This window comes from Zestomonas carbonaria, from assembly GCF_904061905.1.
Classification (GTDB): Bacteria; Pseudomonadota; Gammaproteobacteria; order Pseudomonadales; family Pseudomonadaceae; genus Aquipseudomonas; species Aquipseudomonas carbonaria.
Genome location: NZ_CAJFCI010000077.1, coordinates 79,720 through 95,907, shown reverse-complemented (window position 1 = coordinate 95,907; position 16,188 = coordinate 79,720). Strand labels below are relative to the sequence as shown.

Genomic DNA, 16,188 nt, shown 5'->3' with positions numbered 1-16,188 from the left:
GCGTCTCGGCGGATGGGAGTCTGTCCATGTCCAGTGGGATTCTGGACGCAGCCACCGCCGCTGTGAAGCATCTATCGAAAACGACGAGCCCTCGCAAAACCGCTACTCTCGTGCTCCAGCACGAAATGCCCATGCCAGCCAGCACAGCGGCATATAAGCCAACAGCAGCCCCACCCCACCCGACAGCCCGCCAGCCACAACCCATAGCGCCCAGGGCAGCAGCCAGAACAGGTTGACTGCCGCAACCGCCAGGGTAACCGGCAGATGCCCACCGAAACGCCGTGCGGCCGTTTGATAGGCATGACTACGGTGGGCCTGATGCCATTTTTCACCACGCAACATGCGGTGCAGCAGCGTCCAGGTAGCGTCCACCACGAACACTCCGAGCAGGATCAACCAACTCCAGAACAGCTCGGGAGAGATCCAGGCCGCCTGAAGCAACAGGCCGCCGAGCACCATCCCCAGGAATCCGCTACCGGCATCCCCCATGAAAATCCGGGCCGGCGGCCAGTTCCAGAACAGAAAGCCCGCCACAGCGGAAGCCAGCAACAACGGGACAGCCGCATGCACCCATGCACCCGATATCCAGTAGAGCAGAGCCCCCCCCAGACATACGGAGATCGCCTCGATAGCGGCAATACCATCGAGACCATCCATGAAGTTGTAGAGATTCAGCAGCCAGACCAGGAAGAGCAACGCCAGAGCAGCGCCCAGCATCCCCGGCTCGACAAGGAGCCCGAACAGATCCAGCTCCGGCAATCCGCCGAGCCACACCAGCATCCAGAGCGAACAGAGCCCATGGACCAACAGGCGCCACGCAATGGCAACGGGCGCATGATCATCGAGAAAGCCTATGGCAGCCACGCCGGCTCCAGCCACCAGCAAGGCCCACAGGAAAGTCCAGGGCAGCAGACCGGCCAAATACAGTGGCGGCAAAGCGGCAAGAAAACAGACGACAATAGCGACACCGCCACCACGTGGGGTCGGTACCGTATGGGAGCTGCGTCCATTAGGCATATCCAGCAAGCGTTGCGCCCGCGCGTAATGCAGCAGTCCGCCGGTCAGCCCGAACGAAAGCACACCCACCACAGGGAGTAGCCACCACAGCAGTTCCATTCAGCCCCCAGGAAGCTCCATCCACCGCCCCAAAACCTCACTGGGCGGCTTGATATGCTTCGGCTGTACGCCTCAGCGCCTCTTCGACAGTCAGCGGCGGCGTCCATCCTAGCAACTCGCGGGTCTCGCTGATATCCACCTGGAGAAAGCCGCAAAGACGCTGGCTCAGCGCTGGCCGCCCCAGCAAGGTTGCTCCCAATTCCAAGCAACGAGGTGGAATCGGCAGCAGCCTGGCCGAACGCCCCATGGCTCTTCCCAAGCGACGCAGCAACTCGGGAGTGGAAAGGTCCTCGTCATCGCTAGCCAGCAGGACCCGGCCCGCAGCCGCGGGGTGCTCGACACAGAGCAACACCAGGTCGACCAGATTGTCCAGCGCCAGAAGACTACGGCGGTTATGCACTGCCCCCAAGGGCAATGGAACCCCTCGGCTCAGCCAATCCATCATGCTGCGGAAATTGGCACCTACACCTGGGCCATAGACCAGCGGCGGCCGGATGATCACCACCTCCATGGAGGTTTCCTCTGCCAACGCCAGCAGAGCCTGCTCGGCCTCCATCTTGGAGATGGCATAGGCATCGGCGGGAGCGTAAGAGTCCCCGACTCGGAATGGCCTCCCCGGGGCACTGGTCTCGCCATGCACCTTCACCGAGCTCAGGAAGACGAACCGCCTGACGCCCTGCTCCGCTGCCTGTCGAGCAAGGCGCAAAGTGCCTGTCACATTGACTACCCGGAAAGCCGCAAGCGGATCCCGCTCGGACTCTGCCAATACATGCACACGAGCGGCACAGTGGATGACCACATCGACCTGTTGCAGGGCAGGTGCCCAATCGGTGATCGCTCCAATATCCCCGATCTCGATATAGCGGACGCCCAGAATAACCGCCCCTGCACGACGTCCAGCAAGTATCAACTCATGATCGGTCCACGAGTCGACCCCGCGGGCCACCGCAGAGCCGATGAAGCCGGTGCCTCCCGTCAACAGAATGCGCATACGACCCCATGCTTCACACCCACAAACTGCATGCCCAAGAGCTACCGGTCGCCGGCTAACTTACCCCTACGCGCAGGTACGGCCAGCAGTATCGCCAGAGGCAACCAGAACACCGTCCAGTAGACCCCAGGGCGGGTGAATATGCGCTCGACATCGGTCAGCATGGCGATCAAGGCGAACACCAGTGCGGGGAAGGCCAGCCTCACCCACGGGTCGTCCCGCAGCTTCCAGACCTTATGGGCCACCACCAACAATCCTGCGGCCATCAGCCCCAAGGCAACCAGGCCACTATCGTAGACCAGCTGCAAGAACAGGCTGTGAGCATGGAAGATGATGCTTCTACCGTCAGGCCAGACAAAAGAGAATGGCGTTCCCAGGCCATAACCGAACAACCAGTGCCCCGGCATCACCGCCACGAAGTGATCCCAGATCAGTTCGCGACCGGAAAGTTGGCGGGTCTGAACTTCGAACAACAAGCGGTCCCACCACAGAAATACTGCGACGGCCATACAAAGCAAACCCAACCCCAGCAACCACCAGCCACGCCGGGAACGTTGCATCAACACCACTGCAAAAGCGCTACCCAGCATGCCAAACCAGGCACCACGGGTGTAGGTCAGCAATACATAGAGCGCCAGTACCGCGAACACCAGCAACCAGAAAGCGGCTGCGCGCAACGACGTACGTTTATCTACAACAACACCCAAGGCCCAGCTAGCCACCGCGCCATGAAAAATACCTGCGACCACCGGCCAATCGTAATTGGCGAAATCACCGATCCCCAGGCGGTCGATACGGAAGGCCCGGTAAGCCAATGGCTTCTCGAGCCAAGCGAACTGATATAGCAGACTGGCCAAAGCTCCTAGCGCTACTCCTGCGACACCGAACAGAAGCGCCATGCGCAGAAAGCGATCGTCCAGGTCCAACAAACAGTGGACCGCCAAGAAAAAGGCAGCAATCGCAAAACCACGCTTGGCCAGAGACCAAGGCTCTTCCGAGCTCCCCCAAAGTGCGCTGAGCCCCACCCACAGCAACAGAAGCAGCCAGGGGTAGTAGTGCCAGCCTGGCCAGGAGACACGACCGCTGACCAGCAGTCCCAATCCATAGGCCAATGCCGGTACCAGCAGCCATAGATAGACCTGAGCATTACGAGCGCTGCCGGATTCGAACCAGACATAACCAGATATCTGGATGAACAGACCCACCGCCATCATCCAGAGCAATACCGAACGCCAAACAGCCGTGTCGCCGATCAAACCAGACAGACTCTTCGTTTCAACCTTCACATACTTCTCGCTATACGATTTCTGTCGGGCGCCTCAAGACGACTCCCCTATCAATAGGCGTTCTTGCCTATGAACCCCTTGAACACCGTCAGAAAAATAATCTTGAGGTCCAGCCACAACGACCAGTTGTCGATGTACCACAGGTCGTGCTCCACCCGCTTCTGCATCTTCTGCAAAGTGTCGGTTTCGCCACGGTATCCATTCACCTGTGCCCAACCGGTGATCCCCGGCTTGACCTTGTGGCGCTGCATATAGGACTCGACCAGATCCTTGTAGTACTCGTTGTGTGCCAGCGCATGGGGGCGGGGCCCGACAATGGACATGCGCCCCTGCAGTACGTTAAAGAACTGCGGCAACTCATCCAGGCTGGTGCGGCGCAGGAAGGCTCCGAGTGGTGTTACCCGTGGATCGTTACGCGCAGCTTGGGTAACGGAGCCGTCCGTTTCCTTGTGCACAACCATGGAGCGGAACTTGTAGACCTTGAACTTCTTGCCATTGATCCCGGTGCGATACTGCTTGAACAGCACCGGCCCCGGCGAACCCAACTTGATGGCAAGGCCGATCAGCAGGCAAACAGGCAGGATAAGCAACGATATCAGGCTACCAACCACCAGATCCTCCAAGCGCTTGACGATCCGTGCCGGCCCATCCATAGGACTGCAACTGAGATCCAGGGAATAGCGCCCGGCGATTTTGCTGACCTTGTGATTGAGCAGGGGAATCTCCCCCAGATCGGGGAAAAAGCGCACCTCGACCGTGTGGTGACGAAGGGCGTAGAGCACCTGCCCCAGGGCATCCCCCTCCTTGAGCGGCAGGCACAGCCATACTTCGTGGGCCCCAGTGGCAACCACCTCCTGCAGCATACCCTCAGCCCAGGCTTCACCTCGCTCGAACGGCATGCTCTTCGCAACACGGAAACCGTACTCGCTCAGATCCCTGCCATGGTTGAGCGAATCAGCCACCGCTCCGCCCTCCCCCACGAGCAGGACACTCTTGAGGTTACGTCCCCGAGCACGTGCTGCACGCAGGAAAAGAAAGACCCCCAGACGCACCACCGTACAAAGCGCAATGCCAATGCAAATGGTCGTACCAAACCAGATACGCGAATAACTTTCGGAAACCTTGAGGAAGAAAGACAACGCCAGAATGGCGCCAATCGCGACGCCCCAGGCGCCATAAACCAGCCCGAGCTGACGTAGAAAGAAGCGGCCCCGCCAGGACCCGTAGACTCCCAACATGATCAGGCACACCATCACCGTCACCGCCGTCAGCAAGGTCGCGCTGTTGTAGCGACCCGTCATGTCCGAAGTGCCGAAGCGAAGGTAGTACGCCAGATAGGCTGCACCGATGACCAGCAACAGATCCAGAAGGGCAGCGAACAATGGAACCGGATAGCGCTCGGCGAAGGTGGGCTCGTAATGAATGGACTGTGGCATTGCCTACGCTAAGCTCCTGAAAAGCAAGAACAACTCGTATAAAGCGAGGCATCCTAGCACGTTATCCCTATCAGCTCAGCCCTGAAGCACGGTCAACCCATGTGAAACCCGCTTCTCACAACTGGATAAATGAAAGCAAAGCGGCGCTGAAAGATCCGTTGCAAGTTCCGAATTCGGGGGTCAAGCCCCAACCAGCTCCTGCAACACCGAACGCAATTCGTCATGCCAATCCGGCTGCGCAATGCCATGGACAGCAACCAGCCGACTGCAGTCCAGTACCGACCAGGCTGGACGTCGCGCCGGAGTGGGATAGTCGGAAGTAGCAATGGCGTCCACCTGTGGCAGACGTTCCAGCAAGCCGAGATCCACGGCTTGGCGGAATATCTCCATCGCGAAGTCATGCCATGTGCAGGACGGCACGCCACTGAAATGGTAGACACCCCATTGCAAATTGCCATGATCGCGGTAAAGAGCCGCCAATTGCCAGAGCGCGTCGGCGATGCTGGCCGCGGGGGTGGGACCACCTCGCTGGTCCGCTACCACGCCCAGGCTGTCCCGCTCACGCCCCAGACGCAGCATGGTCTTCACGAAATTGTGGCCATGTGCACCGAACACCCAACTGGTGCGCAGTATCAGGTGTCGAGGGTTGAGCTCGGCCAAGGCTTGCTCGCCGGCCAGCTTGCTGGCGCCATAGACGCCACTGGGGGAAGTCGAGTCGGTTTCCCGATAAGGCTGTTCGGCATCACCGGAAAATACGTAGTCGGTGGAGATATGCAGTACCGGTATGTCCGCAGCAGCGGCTGTACGAGCAAGATGAGCGACGCCATCACGGTTGACCCGATAGGCTTGCTCCGGTTCGCTCTCCGCCTTGTCCACCGCGGTATAGGCGGCGGCGTTGATGATCAATTGCGGGCGCAGTCGCTCGATAATCGCCTCAACCTGAACAGCATCGCCGACATCCAGATCGGTCGAGCCCAGGCCACTGACCATGAAGCCGTCGGGTGCACGGCGCAACAACTCATGGCCGACCTGCCCACGAGCCCCCGTGACCAGTACGCGCATGCTCACTCCTCCCTGCCCAGCAATTGACGCAGCGTCGGATTGAGCTGGTCCTTGGCCGACAGTTGCGGTGCCTCTATCGGCCAGGGGATGTTCACGTCGGGGTCGTTCCAGATCAGCCCGCCTTCATCTTCCGGGAAGTACAAGTCGGTACACTTGTATTGGAAATCTGCCACGTCGCTGAGTACGCAGAAGCCGTGGGCATAGCCTGGCGGCACCCAGAGCTGACGATGGTTCTCGTCCGTCAACTCGACGCCGACGAAGCGACCGCAGGTAGGCGATGCTGGGTCGATATCCACCGCCACGTCATACACCGCCCCGCGACTGACGCTGACCAGCTTGCCCTGCGGGCGCGCACGCTGGAAGTGCAGGCCACGCAGCACACCGCGCTGAGAGCGAGAATGATTGTCCTGCACGAACGGCAGGTCGATACCGGCCTCGCGATAACGCTCGACCTGGAAGGTTTCGAGGAAAAAACCGCGATGATCGCCGAACACCTTGGGCTCGATGATCAATACGCCGGGCAATGCTGTTTCGATGATGTTCATAAGCTACAAAACGCAAGAAATGGGAAGTAAAGAAGACGGTGCAACCGCGTTGATCTTGCGGGAGCAGGAAGCCAGTCCTGATTCTGCTCAGACCAGCAACCGCTTCAGGTATTGCCCGTAACCTGTCTTGCTCAGCGCCTCTGCCTGCCGCTCCAACTGCTCACGACCGAGCCAACCCTGGTGATAGGCAATCTCTTCCAGGCACGCGACCTTCAGCCCTTGACGTGTCTCGATGGTCTGTACGTAGTGGCTGGCCTCCATCAGCGAGTCGTGGGTGCCGGTATCCAGCCAGGCGAAGCCGCGACCCAGCAGACTCACATGCAGATCGTCGCGTTGCAGGTAGGCATTGTTCACATCGGTGATTTCCAGTTCGCCTCGAGCGGAAGGCTTCACCTGTTTGGCGATCTCCACCACTGAGTTGTCATAGAAGTACAAACCGGTAACCGCATAGTTGGACTTCGGCTTGGCCGGCTTCTCTTCGATAGAGATCGCCTTACCGCCGTCATCGAACTCAACCACGCCGAAACGCTCCGGATCGTTCACGTGGTAGCCGAACACCGTAGCGCCCCGCTCCCGACCAGCCGCTTCCCGAAGCATGGCGCTGAAGCCGTAGCCGTAGAAAATGTTGTCTCCGAGAATCAGGCAGACACTGCTGTCTCCGATGAACTGCTCGCCAATCAGGAACGCCTGGGCCAAACCATCCGGAGACGGTTGCTCGGCATAACTGAGCTCGATACCAAATTCCGAACCGTCGCCCAGCAGGGTACGAAAATTCGGTAAGTCCACCGGCGTCGAGATGATCAAAACCTCACGAATCCCGGCCAGCATCAGCACAGACAGCGGATAGTAGATCATCGGCTTGTCGTAGATCGGCAGCAGTTGCTTCGATACGCCACGGGTGATCGGATGCAGACGGGTACCGGACCCACCGGCGAGGATGATGCCCTTCATGCTTTGCCTCCCAAACGGCCCAGTTGGTAGCTGCCATTCAGGACCCGCTCCCACCACTCGCGATTACCCAGATACCACTGCACGGTTTTGCGGATACCACTCTCGAAGGTTTCCTGCGGCTTCCACCCAAGCTCCCGCTCGATCTTCGATGCATCTATGGCGTAGCGCAGGTCATGCCCAGGCCGATCCTTCACAAAGGTAATCAGCTCCCTGTAGGAGCGAGCTTGCTCGCGATCCGCTGCCTGCGGCGCCAACTCGTCCAAGAGATCGCAGATCGTTTCCACCACCTCAAGATTTCGCTTCTCGTTGTGCCCACCAATATTGTAGGTCTCCCCCACCTTACCCTTGGTGACCACTTCCACCAGAGCGCGAGCGTGATCCTCCACATAGAGCCAATCGCGGATCTGCAAACCATCGCCATACACCGGCAACGGCTTGCCATGTAGCGCATTGAGGATCATGTGCGGAATCAGTTTCTCGGGAAAATGATAGGGCCCGTAATTGTTCGAACAGTTGGTCAGCAGCACCGGCAAGCCATAGGTTCGATGCCAGGCACGTACCAGATGGTCGGAACTGGCCTTCGAGGCGGAATAAGGGGAGCTGGGGGCATAAGGCGTGGTTTCGGTGAACAGATCGTCCGTGCCCTCCAGATCGCCATACACTTCATCGGTGGAAATATGGTGGAAGCGGAAGGTTTCTTTTTCCGCATCAGGCAGCCCGACCCAATAGCGGCGAGCCGCCTCCAGCAAGGTGTAGGTGCCGACAATATTGGTTTCGATGAAGTCCGCCGGCCCATCGATGGAGCGGTCGACATGGGACTCAGCAGCGAGATGCATCACAGCCGTGGGCTGGAACTCGGTGAACACCTTGTCCAAAGCAGGTCCATCGCAAATATCTACCTGGTAGAAGCGGTAGCGTGGCGAATCGGCCACATCAACCAGCGACTCCAGGTTACCTGCGTAGGTGAGCTTGTCGAGGTTCGCGACCTCATGTGACGAATCTAGAATTAGGTGACGAACTACGGCGGAACCAATAAAACCGGCACCGCCGGTAACGAGAATACGGGAAGTCATAGAAAGCTCTTACTTATGTTTTGGATACCAACGGATCAACAGCTCTTCGTATTCACGCAAGACCCGCTCCCAAGTAAAACATTCATGAAATCGCTCGCGGCTGCCTGCCTTCATTCGTGCAACAGCATCGTCATCGCCAAGTAACTTATCAAAAAGACATGCGCAAGACATCTCATCCTTGAAATAAGCTGCTTCAGGACCCGCCACCCAGCGATTAAAATGGTTATCATGGGCGATGACCGCACATCCAGCTCCTAGCCCCTCAACAAGAGAAGGGTTTGTCCCTCCAACACGATGACCATGCAGATAGAAACGACTAAAGAATCGCAGAGCTTGGACCACCGCTGTGTCGTAAATAGCACCAGGGAAGATCACCTCATTGCTAGCAGATTCCATAACCTGGCGGTGAAAAGCATTATTTTCGGGGGTGAAATTACCTAACACAACCAGCTTGTGGTTCCGTTTGGTCTTGCTAAAGGCCCGCACCATTTCCAAGAAAGAGTTTTCAGGCTCTGGGCGAGCGATAATAATAGAGAATTGCCCTACCTCAACACCATAGGAGTCAAGCAGCCCCGCATCAGCGCCTACAATGTCATCGCCACCATAAGGTATCATCGTGATTTTTTTAGCGTTAACTCGAGTAGCCAGATGATCCTTTATCTTGGGATGATCAGCCACTAAATGAGTACCGACCCAGCAACCTGCACGCTCATTGAGCCAAAACCAAGCCTTAGCAATAGCCCCCCATTTGTCTCGACGCCACTCTATGCCATCCATGTTGATAATATTCGACTGCCCCTTGGCTCTCTGCATAAAATTAAAAACAGCAGTATTATAACCAAGAGTTAGGAATAGAGCTGACTCTGAGAGCGCGCAATTAGCAACTTTCCAATCAAAAACAACAGTCCCAAGCGCCCCTCTCTGGCTTACAGGAATATGAATACGACGAACCCCTTTCCACTCACTTTCCCAAGAGTCACCCTGCCCCTCCTCCTGACAGTAGACAGAAACCCTCCACCCTCTCGACAATAGAAACAGCGAGAGCCTTTCCGCAAAAGTCTCAAAGCCACCATGCTGCGCAGGAATACCGCGAATGCCTAGAATACAAAGATGCTTATCCAATGCACAGACCTTAATTATCTATAATTTCAGAGACTTTATACTCAAACCTTCTTAAACAGAACTGCTTAGCATGCACCCAAGCATTACGCGCCAATTGCGAATGAAGCCCTGGGTTACTAGAAAGATACTTAATCGTATCTGCGACCCGCTGAGTCTCGTAGCAAGAAATTAAGTAACCATGCCTACCATCAGTAACAATCTCAGCAGGCCCACCAACCGGAGGCACAATAACTGGAATACCAAAAGACATAGCCTCAAGCACAGTCAAGCCAAATGTTTCAATCCATTCATCTGGGCGAGACAAATTCAAAACTAACGAGGCGTCTAGATAGAATGGTGAAATATCCGATTGACGAGGAAATATAGTTACATTACCAGGAACAACAACACCAAATAAATACTCATCAATTTCCAACTGGCTCGCATTGAGAACCAACACAAACCGCACGGACACATCCGGCCGCAAAGATTTTGCCACTTCAAAAAACTCGAGAATCCCTTTATATTTTTTCAAGGAACAAACCATTAATACATTAAAATCCCCCTCTCTCACACGACTCTGCATAGGCCTCACCTCACCATCCAAAGCATTATGCAGAACGAACTGAGATATGTTATTACCAAACCCCTCAACAGCACGCAAATAATCAGAAACAAAGATAACCTTCCGAGCTGTAAACTTAATTATCAGCCGAAGAAAACACTTAAGCATGAACGGCCGAATTGAAGTTTCGTGCACATGATAAATAACAGGCTTCCGCATCAATAAAGCAGCCAATGCAGCCCCAAACGGAAGCATCGTATTTATATAAAAAACAACATCTCGCCGCCAGTAACGAAGACACTGAAAAAACAAAAAAAACTGAGACGCCAAATAAAAAATCAACGTTAGAATTTTATTCTCTGAACGACGATAAAAAATTTGACGACGCACGCCAGGCAGATCACTAAGAAACCCATCACCATGATGGCTAGTCAGAATTTCTATCGACCTACCCAAACGACTCATTGCAACTATAACTTGCGATAAGACTTTGGGGCTGCCGCTCCGGTCATTGAATAAGTGGACAAAGATCAATTCTCTCATAAATTTTATCTTTTCTTAATTAGCTTAGCTGGGACCCCACCATAGATTGAGTTAGCTACATAACGCCCACGAGGCAATAGCGCACCAGCTGCAATGATGCATCCATCTTCAATAACAGCCCCATCTAGTATCGTTACCTTTGCCCCAATCCAACACCCTCGACCAACCTTTATTCCCAGGTGAGATACACCTTGAAGCCGAATAGGCATCCCTATATCAGAGTGATTATGATTTTCAGAGTGAAACGAGACATAATTCCCTATTATAGTATCATCCCCTATATCAATACCTCCCGCACAGCCGAGAAAAGAATTAGAACCAACACCGACATTTCGCCCTAATGAAAGCCCCTTTCCTAAATGCCGCAAACTTCCAGTGCACTCAATAATAGTTCTCTTCTGGATCGAAACATTATCACCAAATAATATCCCATCACGTGAAAGTCCATTGACTACACACCCATCGTCAATACTTACCGAGCGCCCAAATCTCATATGTGATTTGGCAAAAAGCTGAACGCCAGACCCAACCATTACCATCCGTTGCAGGTATAACAAACCACGCAAATACATAATCCCCCTAGAGAAAGCAAAGCGAAACAAATACCCATCGGTAACCCCAGGATCAAGCCTGAAATTTTCCCCCTTCAATCTTGAAGCCAAGAAGCTCACGAGATTATTAATCACCATATCTTCAGAAACCTCCTATCACAGAAGCGGATAGAGAGCTTAACCTTTACAAAAAAATAATAAGCATGCATAGCCAACTTAAAGAAAAAAGAGCGCTTCTCAAAGATAATATTCATAGCATGAATATTGTCCCGCCATCTGAACAACATACGATCCATAGACTCATCGCCATCAGAGGAAAGGCTATGATTGATTTCAGAGTCCAAAACATAGACACACTTATAGAAATCCTCATACCTAACAAAAAAGTCAGTATCCGTGCCATAGAAATTCAACCGTTCATTGTAAAGAGGCCTCATTCGCTCATAACAAGACCTTGTAAGAATCGTACCACTATTAATTGCTAGAAGTTTTTTAGATGACACAAGACCCGGTCGCACCTGATTAAGAAGATATCCTTTAAAAAGAATGCGCCCCCCCGGACTCACCAATCGCCCTCCTGACTGAATACACGGAACAAAACAACCCGTAACCTCAGATTTAGATTTGTCTAAAACGAAATCCCTCACCACCCCCAAGTGACGAGTGAAATCAAAATTCGAATAATCAGTATCATCATCAGAAATCATAAGTATCGAAGAGCCTGAGCCAAACGCCAACTCAGCCACACTATTATAAATAAAAGGCAATGTTGAATTGTCACCCTCCAGCCAAACAACAGACTCCCTATCTAGGCAAGGTGAAAAGCCAGGAGAGTTATTCCAAACATAAATCACTGGCAAGAAACCAGCGCCCTTAATAGCATCAAAAGAAGACAAAAGAGAGCTCACAGCAACCGAGCTCTCAAAATGCTTTTTATACAAAACAACCACAACGCTTAAAGACAGCATTTCATTCCACCAAGCTATATACACAAAAATAAAAACCGGCCTTATTTATCAGACGCGCCATTCTTTTTAAAATAAAAACACACCGAGAAAGAAACCATAGTATATATATAAATAGCTACTGCATTAAAGAAGCTCTGAAAAACGAATGAATACAACAAGCCAGGCGTATAGAAGACCACGCCATAAGAAAGAGCTCTAGTATGCAGACTCGCACGCCTATAAGCCTCTCCTTTGTATAAGCTTATCAGATAGAATGCAGGGGAAAACATGAATAGTAAATACACCACCCCAAGAATCAAACCTATTGACAAAAAGAGATTAATATAGAAAGAATCAAACCAATACAAGCGTCCTACGCCAACCGACGACGCCCCCTCACCAAGCGGCGAAGCAGCAACAAGAGAAAAAAATTCTTCCCACTGCCGCAAACGTCCGGCTGAAGATAAGTCCGCAATTACTCCAGTTTTAATGGCCCAGAAAGTTGCCAAAACAAGAAATGCCACAAAAGCAAACATCCAAAACTTTCTCATAACTGGGCGCACATAAGAGAAAAAAAATACACACATATGCCCAACAATGATTAAAACCAATGCACTCCTAACACTAGAAATCGTTATCACTAATAGCAAAAAAGAAACGACCCCTCCCCACAGCAGTCGCCTCACTCCGACCGTCCCCATGAACATGGAGAAAAAAATCGCATAGCAAAAAGTTAATGTCAGAGCAAACTCTAAACTACTTGTAAAAAAGGAAGAGAGCCTAGGTCGATCGCCCCTAAAAAACTCCCAAAAATTCTGCTCATGCCCTCGAGCAATAAAAATATTGTAATACCAAAAATCTTCGGGAACCGTGAAAGCAAGGTACTGATAACATGCATAAAAACTGAAAAGCAACGATACAAGACAAAATGCATTCACATAATGCCTATGCATATTAAGAGAATATAGATTTATAAAATACAGCACCGATGCCAAGAGCAAAGGAGTAGAAAAGGCCTTGAATGATAAAAAATCCTCAAACAGCGATCCTCGACTCGAAGCAAAAACTGAAAACAACCAAAAAAGCATGAGAATAAAAGTTGAAGCAGCCCGATCCCTTGGCCAACCTCGCAGAGAAAAAGCATAAAACACGACCGGCAGTAATATAAAAACAAGAAGCTCTTTCCAAGCCTTAAGGAAAATTTCTACCCCAAGAGCCTCCTCTAAATTTACAAATATATACTGATGGTAAAATATCAAGAATATAAGAAAATAAACAAAAAAAGCACCAAAGCCTGAAACCCAACTTTTTTCTGACAACATTATGGCGCACCATTTATCAATAGTCACAAATAGCGCTGCAACTCACTATAAACCATAGCTTTCTGTCGCTGTAGGCCATCTACTCCTAACACCCCAGCCCCATCCTTTATCATCCCTAGAACTTGGGGGGAAAAATAGTTATTATCCACTAAACAATAATCCCCGCTCTCCATCCAACTAAGTACAAAACTTTTCAACTTAGGAACATTATTCAGTGAAAACCCGCATACCTTATTCCCAAATGAATATGCTGAAATAGCCCCATGCAGGCTAGTCCCCACATAGAACTTACCATTAGCCAATCCTGCCATAATATCTAAAACATGTGGGCTGTTTTGAAAGGCGACAGGCAACCCAGACTTTTTCAGTTCCATATAAAGTGGATATAAGACCTTGTGATCATCATGTCCAGTTGCCCGACCTATCGGCAGAAAAAGAATCGACATTCCCGTTTTCTTCGAAACCGTATCAAGCTCTCTTTTCACCTCATCCATACACTTGGATATAAAATACTCGCCGGACTGAAAAACAAAGAAATTTCCGATATCGAAACCATTGTCCTGCAACAAGGAGTCACGCCAATTTCGGGAATTTAAAACATTGAGAGGATAGTAGTCCGACATGACTAGAGCGCTATCAGGAATTAGTTCGCAGTCAACACCCTTATCTCTTAATAATTCATATGTATTCTGATCTCGCACCGAAACACGTGCTACCGTCTTAAGCTCGTCCGCCACTCGAGATAAGTGATACTTATCATCCTTGCTCCTGAAACCAGAGCCACCAACACAGACGTAAAAGACCTTTCCGCTTAAACTTTTACCCGACAGGACGTATGGAAACTCATTTAGTTCACCAAATACTCTTGCGACCAATCGATTAGCCAAGGTGAATCCAAGAATCTTCTTGGTTGCTTTAAGCAGTATAAAAAAAGCCTCTGAAGATACATGCCCTTTCATTGTCACCCAATCTGCACCTAGCAGGTCCCCTCCAGACATAATTGTAGTACTATCAAGGTACCCATCATGTGCAATTAGTTTTTTTATGGGCTCGCTTCTCACACCGCCACAAACACTCATATCAGAAGCGGTTATTGAAAAAAAACGTATATCGGCCTTATCCACCTTGCGCTGAATAAACTGCGCATGAATAAGGGGAAAAAGAATATCACCGTAATTGTGCCGATCAAAAGCCCCAACGATATTGTAAACTTTAGTTCCACTCATAAAATCATTTACCCTTCCCAAGAGGCCTCAAGGCTGTAAAAAACTAACATATAATTAAAACCCATCATCAGACTCTTTCACTCTCTTAAACAGAATGAATAGAGACTGATGCTTCAGCTGCAGCAGAATCCTCAAATCCCGATCAAACCAGTCAAGCAAATAGTGCGCAAAAAAAGTACAAAACAAAGTTGAGATAGCCGCTCCTTTTATCCCATATAGCGGGATAAGAAGCCAATTCAAACATACATTCATACTAGCTGCTATCAGAGTTCGTAAAGCTATCTTTCTTTCCATTTTCTCAACATTGAAATAGCGTGCCGAGACAGAACCTATAGATGCAAATACAGCCGTCCACATAACGATATTTACAACGGCTGCAGATGGCCGATATGCCTCACCAAATGCTAGCACCATTAAATGTTCGCTTAAAAAACAAGTAACAACGGCAGCTAAAATGCTTATCCAAACAACAAAACCAAATAACTGAGCAATTCGCTTCTTATAGATCACTTCATCCCCTGCCTTAACCTTTACAATGGCAGGCAGTAGAGAAACTGTAATAATATATGGGATAACTATCCACGACTCATAAATTTTAACAGCAGCTGAATATATGCCAACTTCATACAACCCCAACATATTACGAATCATGATCTGGTCAATGCGCATATATATTAGAGAGGCAACGGCTGTCAACACCATTGGCCATGCACTTACCAACATCTCTTTGGCGCTTTTCCAACTAAAATTTTTAAGGAAGCTAAGACCATAACCCTTATAAAATATCAGCAGAAGAAGTCCTGCAAGCAATACATGATCAAATAGAGAGGCTAAAACAAATGAAAAAAGATCGGCCTCCACATAAATCAACCACAACTTAACTAATGACATAAAAAACAGAGTTACGGTCTTGCAACAAGCGGAATACTTTGACTTTAGTTGTGACTGATAAAAATAATCAATACTCAAGAAGGGTAAAAAAAAGGCACTCACAGAGGCGATAAACAAGTAAAGCCGCACATCGCCAACCTCATCCATCCCCCAGAAAGTTAAACCCGCAAGTGAATAGCATATCAACGCAGCCGCAGTCATAAGCCAGAACGCTGTCCCCATTAACCGTTCTCGCTCAACCTCACCAACTAGATCGCGAACCAAAACCGCGTCCATTCCTAGGCGTACAACTGCAAGTATAAAGGCTGATATTGCCAACACATAGCTTAGAGCCCCAAATAACTCGGGCCCTAAATAACGAGCGATATAGATACCAACAAAAACGCCAGCAACTATTCTTAACAACTGTTCCGAAAGCATCCAGGATGAATTAAATAAATATTTTTTTACCCTTGGATCTTGAAAAGCTCTTCTAACTATTTGCACATTCAAACACCTAAATAAGCCACAATAGCTCTACCCTAACCCCGACTAGTATCTTCAAATCAATAATCGCAGTTACACTTACTACTCGTAACTTTG

At 50.8% G+C, this 16,188-nt stretch carries 15 protein-coding genes; all 15 read right to left on the bottom strand.

Translation table 11 applies throughout. The features are described 5' to 3' along the window. Positions 1-102: 102 nt before the first annotated feature. Positions 103-1,116 (bottom strand): MraY family glycosyltransferase, encoded by a 1,014-nt coding sequence (locus PSEWESI4_RS20240; RefSeq protein ID WP_187673032.1) that lies wholly within the window; start codon positions 1,114-1,116, stop codon positions 103-105. Between the two features lie 37 nt (positions 1,117-1,153). Then, positions 1,154-2,107 carry a UDP-glucose 4-epimerase family protein gene (locus tag PSEWESI4_RS20235; protein WP_187673031.1) on the bottom strand — a complete coding sequence of 318 codons (954 nt, stop codon included), beginning with the start codon at positions 2,105-2,107 and terminating at the stop codon, positions 1,154-1,156. Positions 2,108-2,148: 41 nt separating this feature from the next. Further along, complete coding sequence (locus PSEWESI4_RS20230; RefSeq protein WP_187673030.1) at positions 2,149-3,393, bottom strand: O-antigen ligase family protein; 1,245 nt, start codon at positions 3,391-3,393, stop codon at positions 2,149-2,151. A gap of 50 nt (positions 3,394-3,443) precedes the next feature. Next, entirely contained in the window at positions 3,444-4,829 is a 1,386-nt protein-coding gene (locus tag PSEWESI4_RS20225) for an undecaprenyl-phosphate glucose phosphotransferase (protein WP_187673029.1), read from the bottom strand. Positions 4,830-5,009: 180 nt separating this feature from the next. Continuing rightward, positions 5,010-5,891 (bottom strand): dTDP-4-dehydrorhamnose reductase, encoded by an 882-nt coding sequence (rfbD, locus tag PSEWESI4_RS20220; protein ID WP_187673028.1) that lies wholly within the window; start codon positions 5,889-5,891, stop codon positions 5,010-5,012. A gap of 2 nt (positions 5,892-5,893) precedes the next feature. Then, a complete protein-coding gene (gene rfbC / locus PSEWESI4_RS20215; RefSeq protein WP_187673027.1) occupies positions 5,894-6,436 on the bottom strand; it encodes a dTDP-4-dehydrorhamnose 3,5-epimerase in 543 nt (180 codons plus the stop codon). Between the two features lie 87 nt (positions 6,437-6,523). Then, a complete protein-coding gene (rfbA, locus tag PSEWESI4_RS20210; RefSeq protein WP_187673026.1) occupies positions 6,524-7,387 on the bottom strand; it encodes a glucose-1-phosphate thymidylyltransferase RfbA in 864 nt (287 codons plus the stop codon). Continuing rightward, a complete protein-coding gene (gene rfbB, locus PSEWESI4_RS20205) occupies positions 7,384-8,460 on the bottom strand; it encodes a dTDP-glucose 4,6-dehydratase (RefSeq protein WP_187673025.1) in 1,077 nt (358 codons plus the stop codon). The genes rfbA and rfbB overlap by 4 nt, the downstream gene beginning before the upstream one ends. A 9-nt stretch (positions 8,461-8,469) precedes the next feature. After that, complete coding sequence (locus tag PSEWESI4_RS20200) at positions 8,470-9,582, bottom strand: DUF1972 domain-containing protein (RefSeq protein WP_187673024.1); 1,113 nt, start codon at positions 9,580-9,582, stop codon at positions 8,470-8,472. Between the two features lie 10 nt (positions 9,583-9,592). Then, the gene (locus tag PSEWESI4_RS20195) at positions 9,593-10,669 is read right to left on the bottom strand and encodes a glycosyltransferase family 4 protein (RefSeq protein WP_187673023.1); all 1,077 of its coding nucleotides are present in this window, start codon (positions 10,667-10,669) and stop codon (positions 9,593-9,595) included. A gap of 5 nt (positions 10,670-10,674) precedes the next feature. Next, positions 10,675-11,358, bottom strand: a complete 684-nt coding sequence (locus tag PSEWESI4_RS20190; protein ID WP_210768864.1) for an acyltransferase — start codon at positions 11,356-11,358, stop codon at positions 10,675-10,677. Beyond that, the gene (locus PSEWESI4_RS20185; RefSeq protein WP_187673022.1) at positions 11,352-12,188 is read right to left on the bottom strand and encodes a hypothetical protein; all 837 of its coding nucleotides are present in this window, start codon (positions 12,186-12,188) and stop codon (positions 11,352-11,354) included. The genes PSEWESI4_RS20190 and PSEWESI4_RS20185 overlap by 7 nt, the downstream gene beginning before the upstream one ends. Before the next feature lie 41 nt (positions 12,189-12,229). Continuing rightward, the gene (locus tag PSEWESI4_RS20180) at positions 12,230-13,489 is read right to left on the bottom strand and encodes a hypothetical protein (RefSeq protein ID WP_187673021.1); all 1,260 of its coding nucleotides are present in this window, start codon (positions 13,487-13,489) and stop codon (positions 12,230-12,232) included. A gap of 23 nt (positions 13,490-13,512) precedes the next feature. Beyond that, complete coding sequence (locus tag PSEWESI4_RS20175) at positions 13,513-14,715, bottom strand: polysaccharide pyruvyl transferase family protein (RefSeq protein WP_187673020.1); 1,203 nt, start codon at positions 14,713-14,715, stop codon at positions 13,513-13,515. 54 nt (positions 14,716-14,769) lie between these two features. Further along, complete coding sequence (locus tag PSEWESI4_RS20170) at positions 14,770-16,092, bottom strand: flippase (RefSeq protein WP_187673019.1); 1,323 nt, start codon at positions 16,090-16,092, stop codon at positions 14,770-14,772. Between the last annotated feature and the right edge of the window lie 96 nt (positions 16,093-16,188).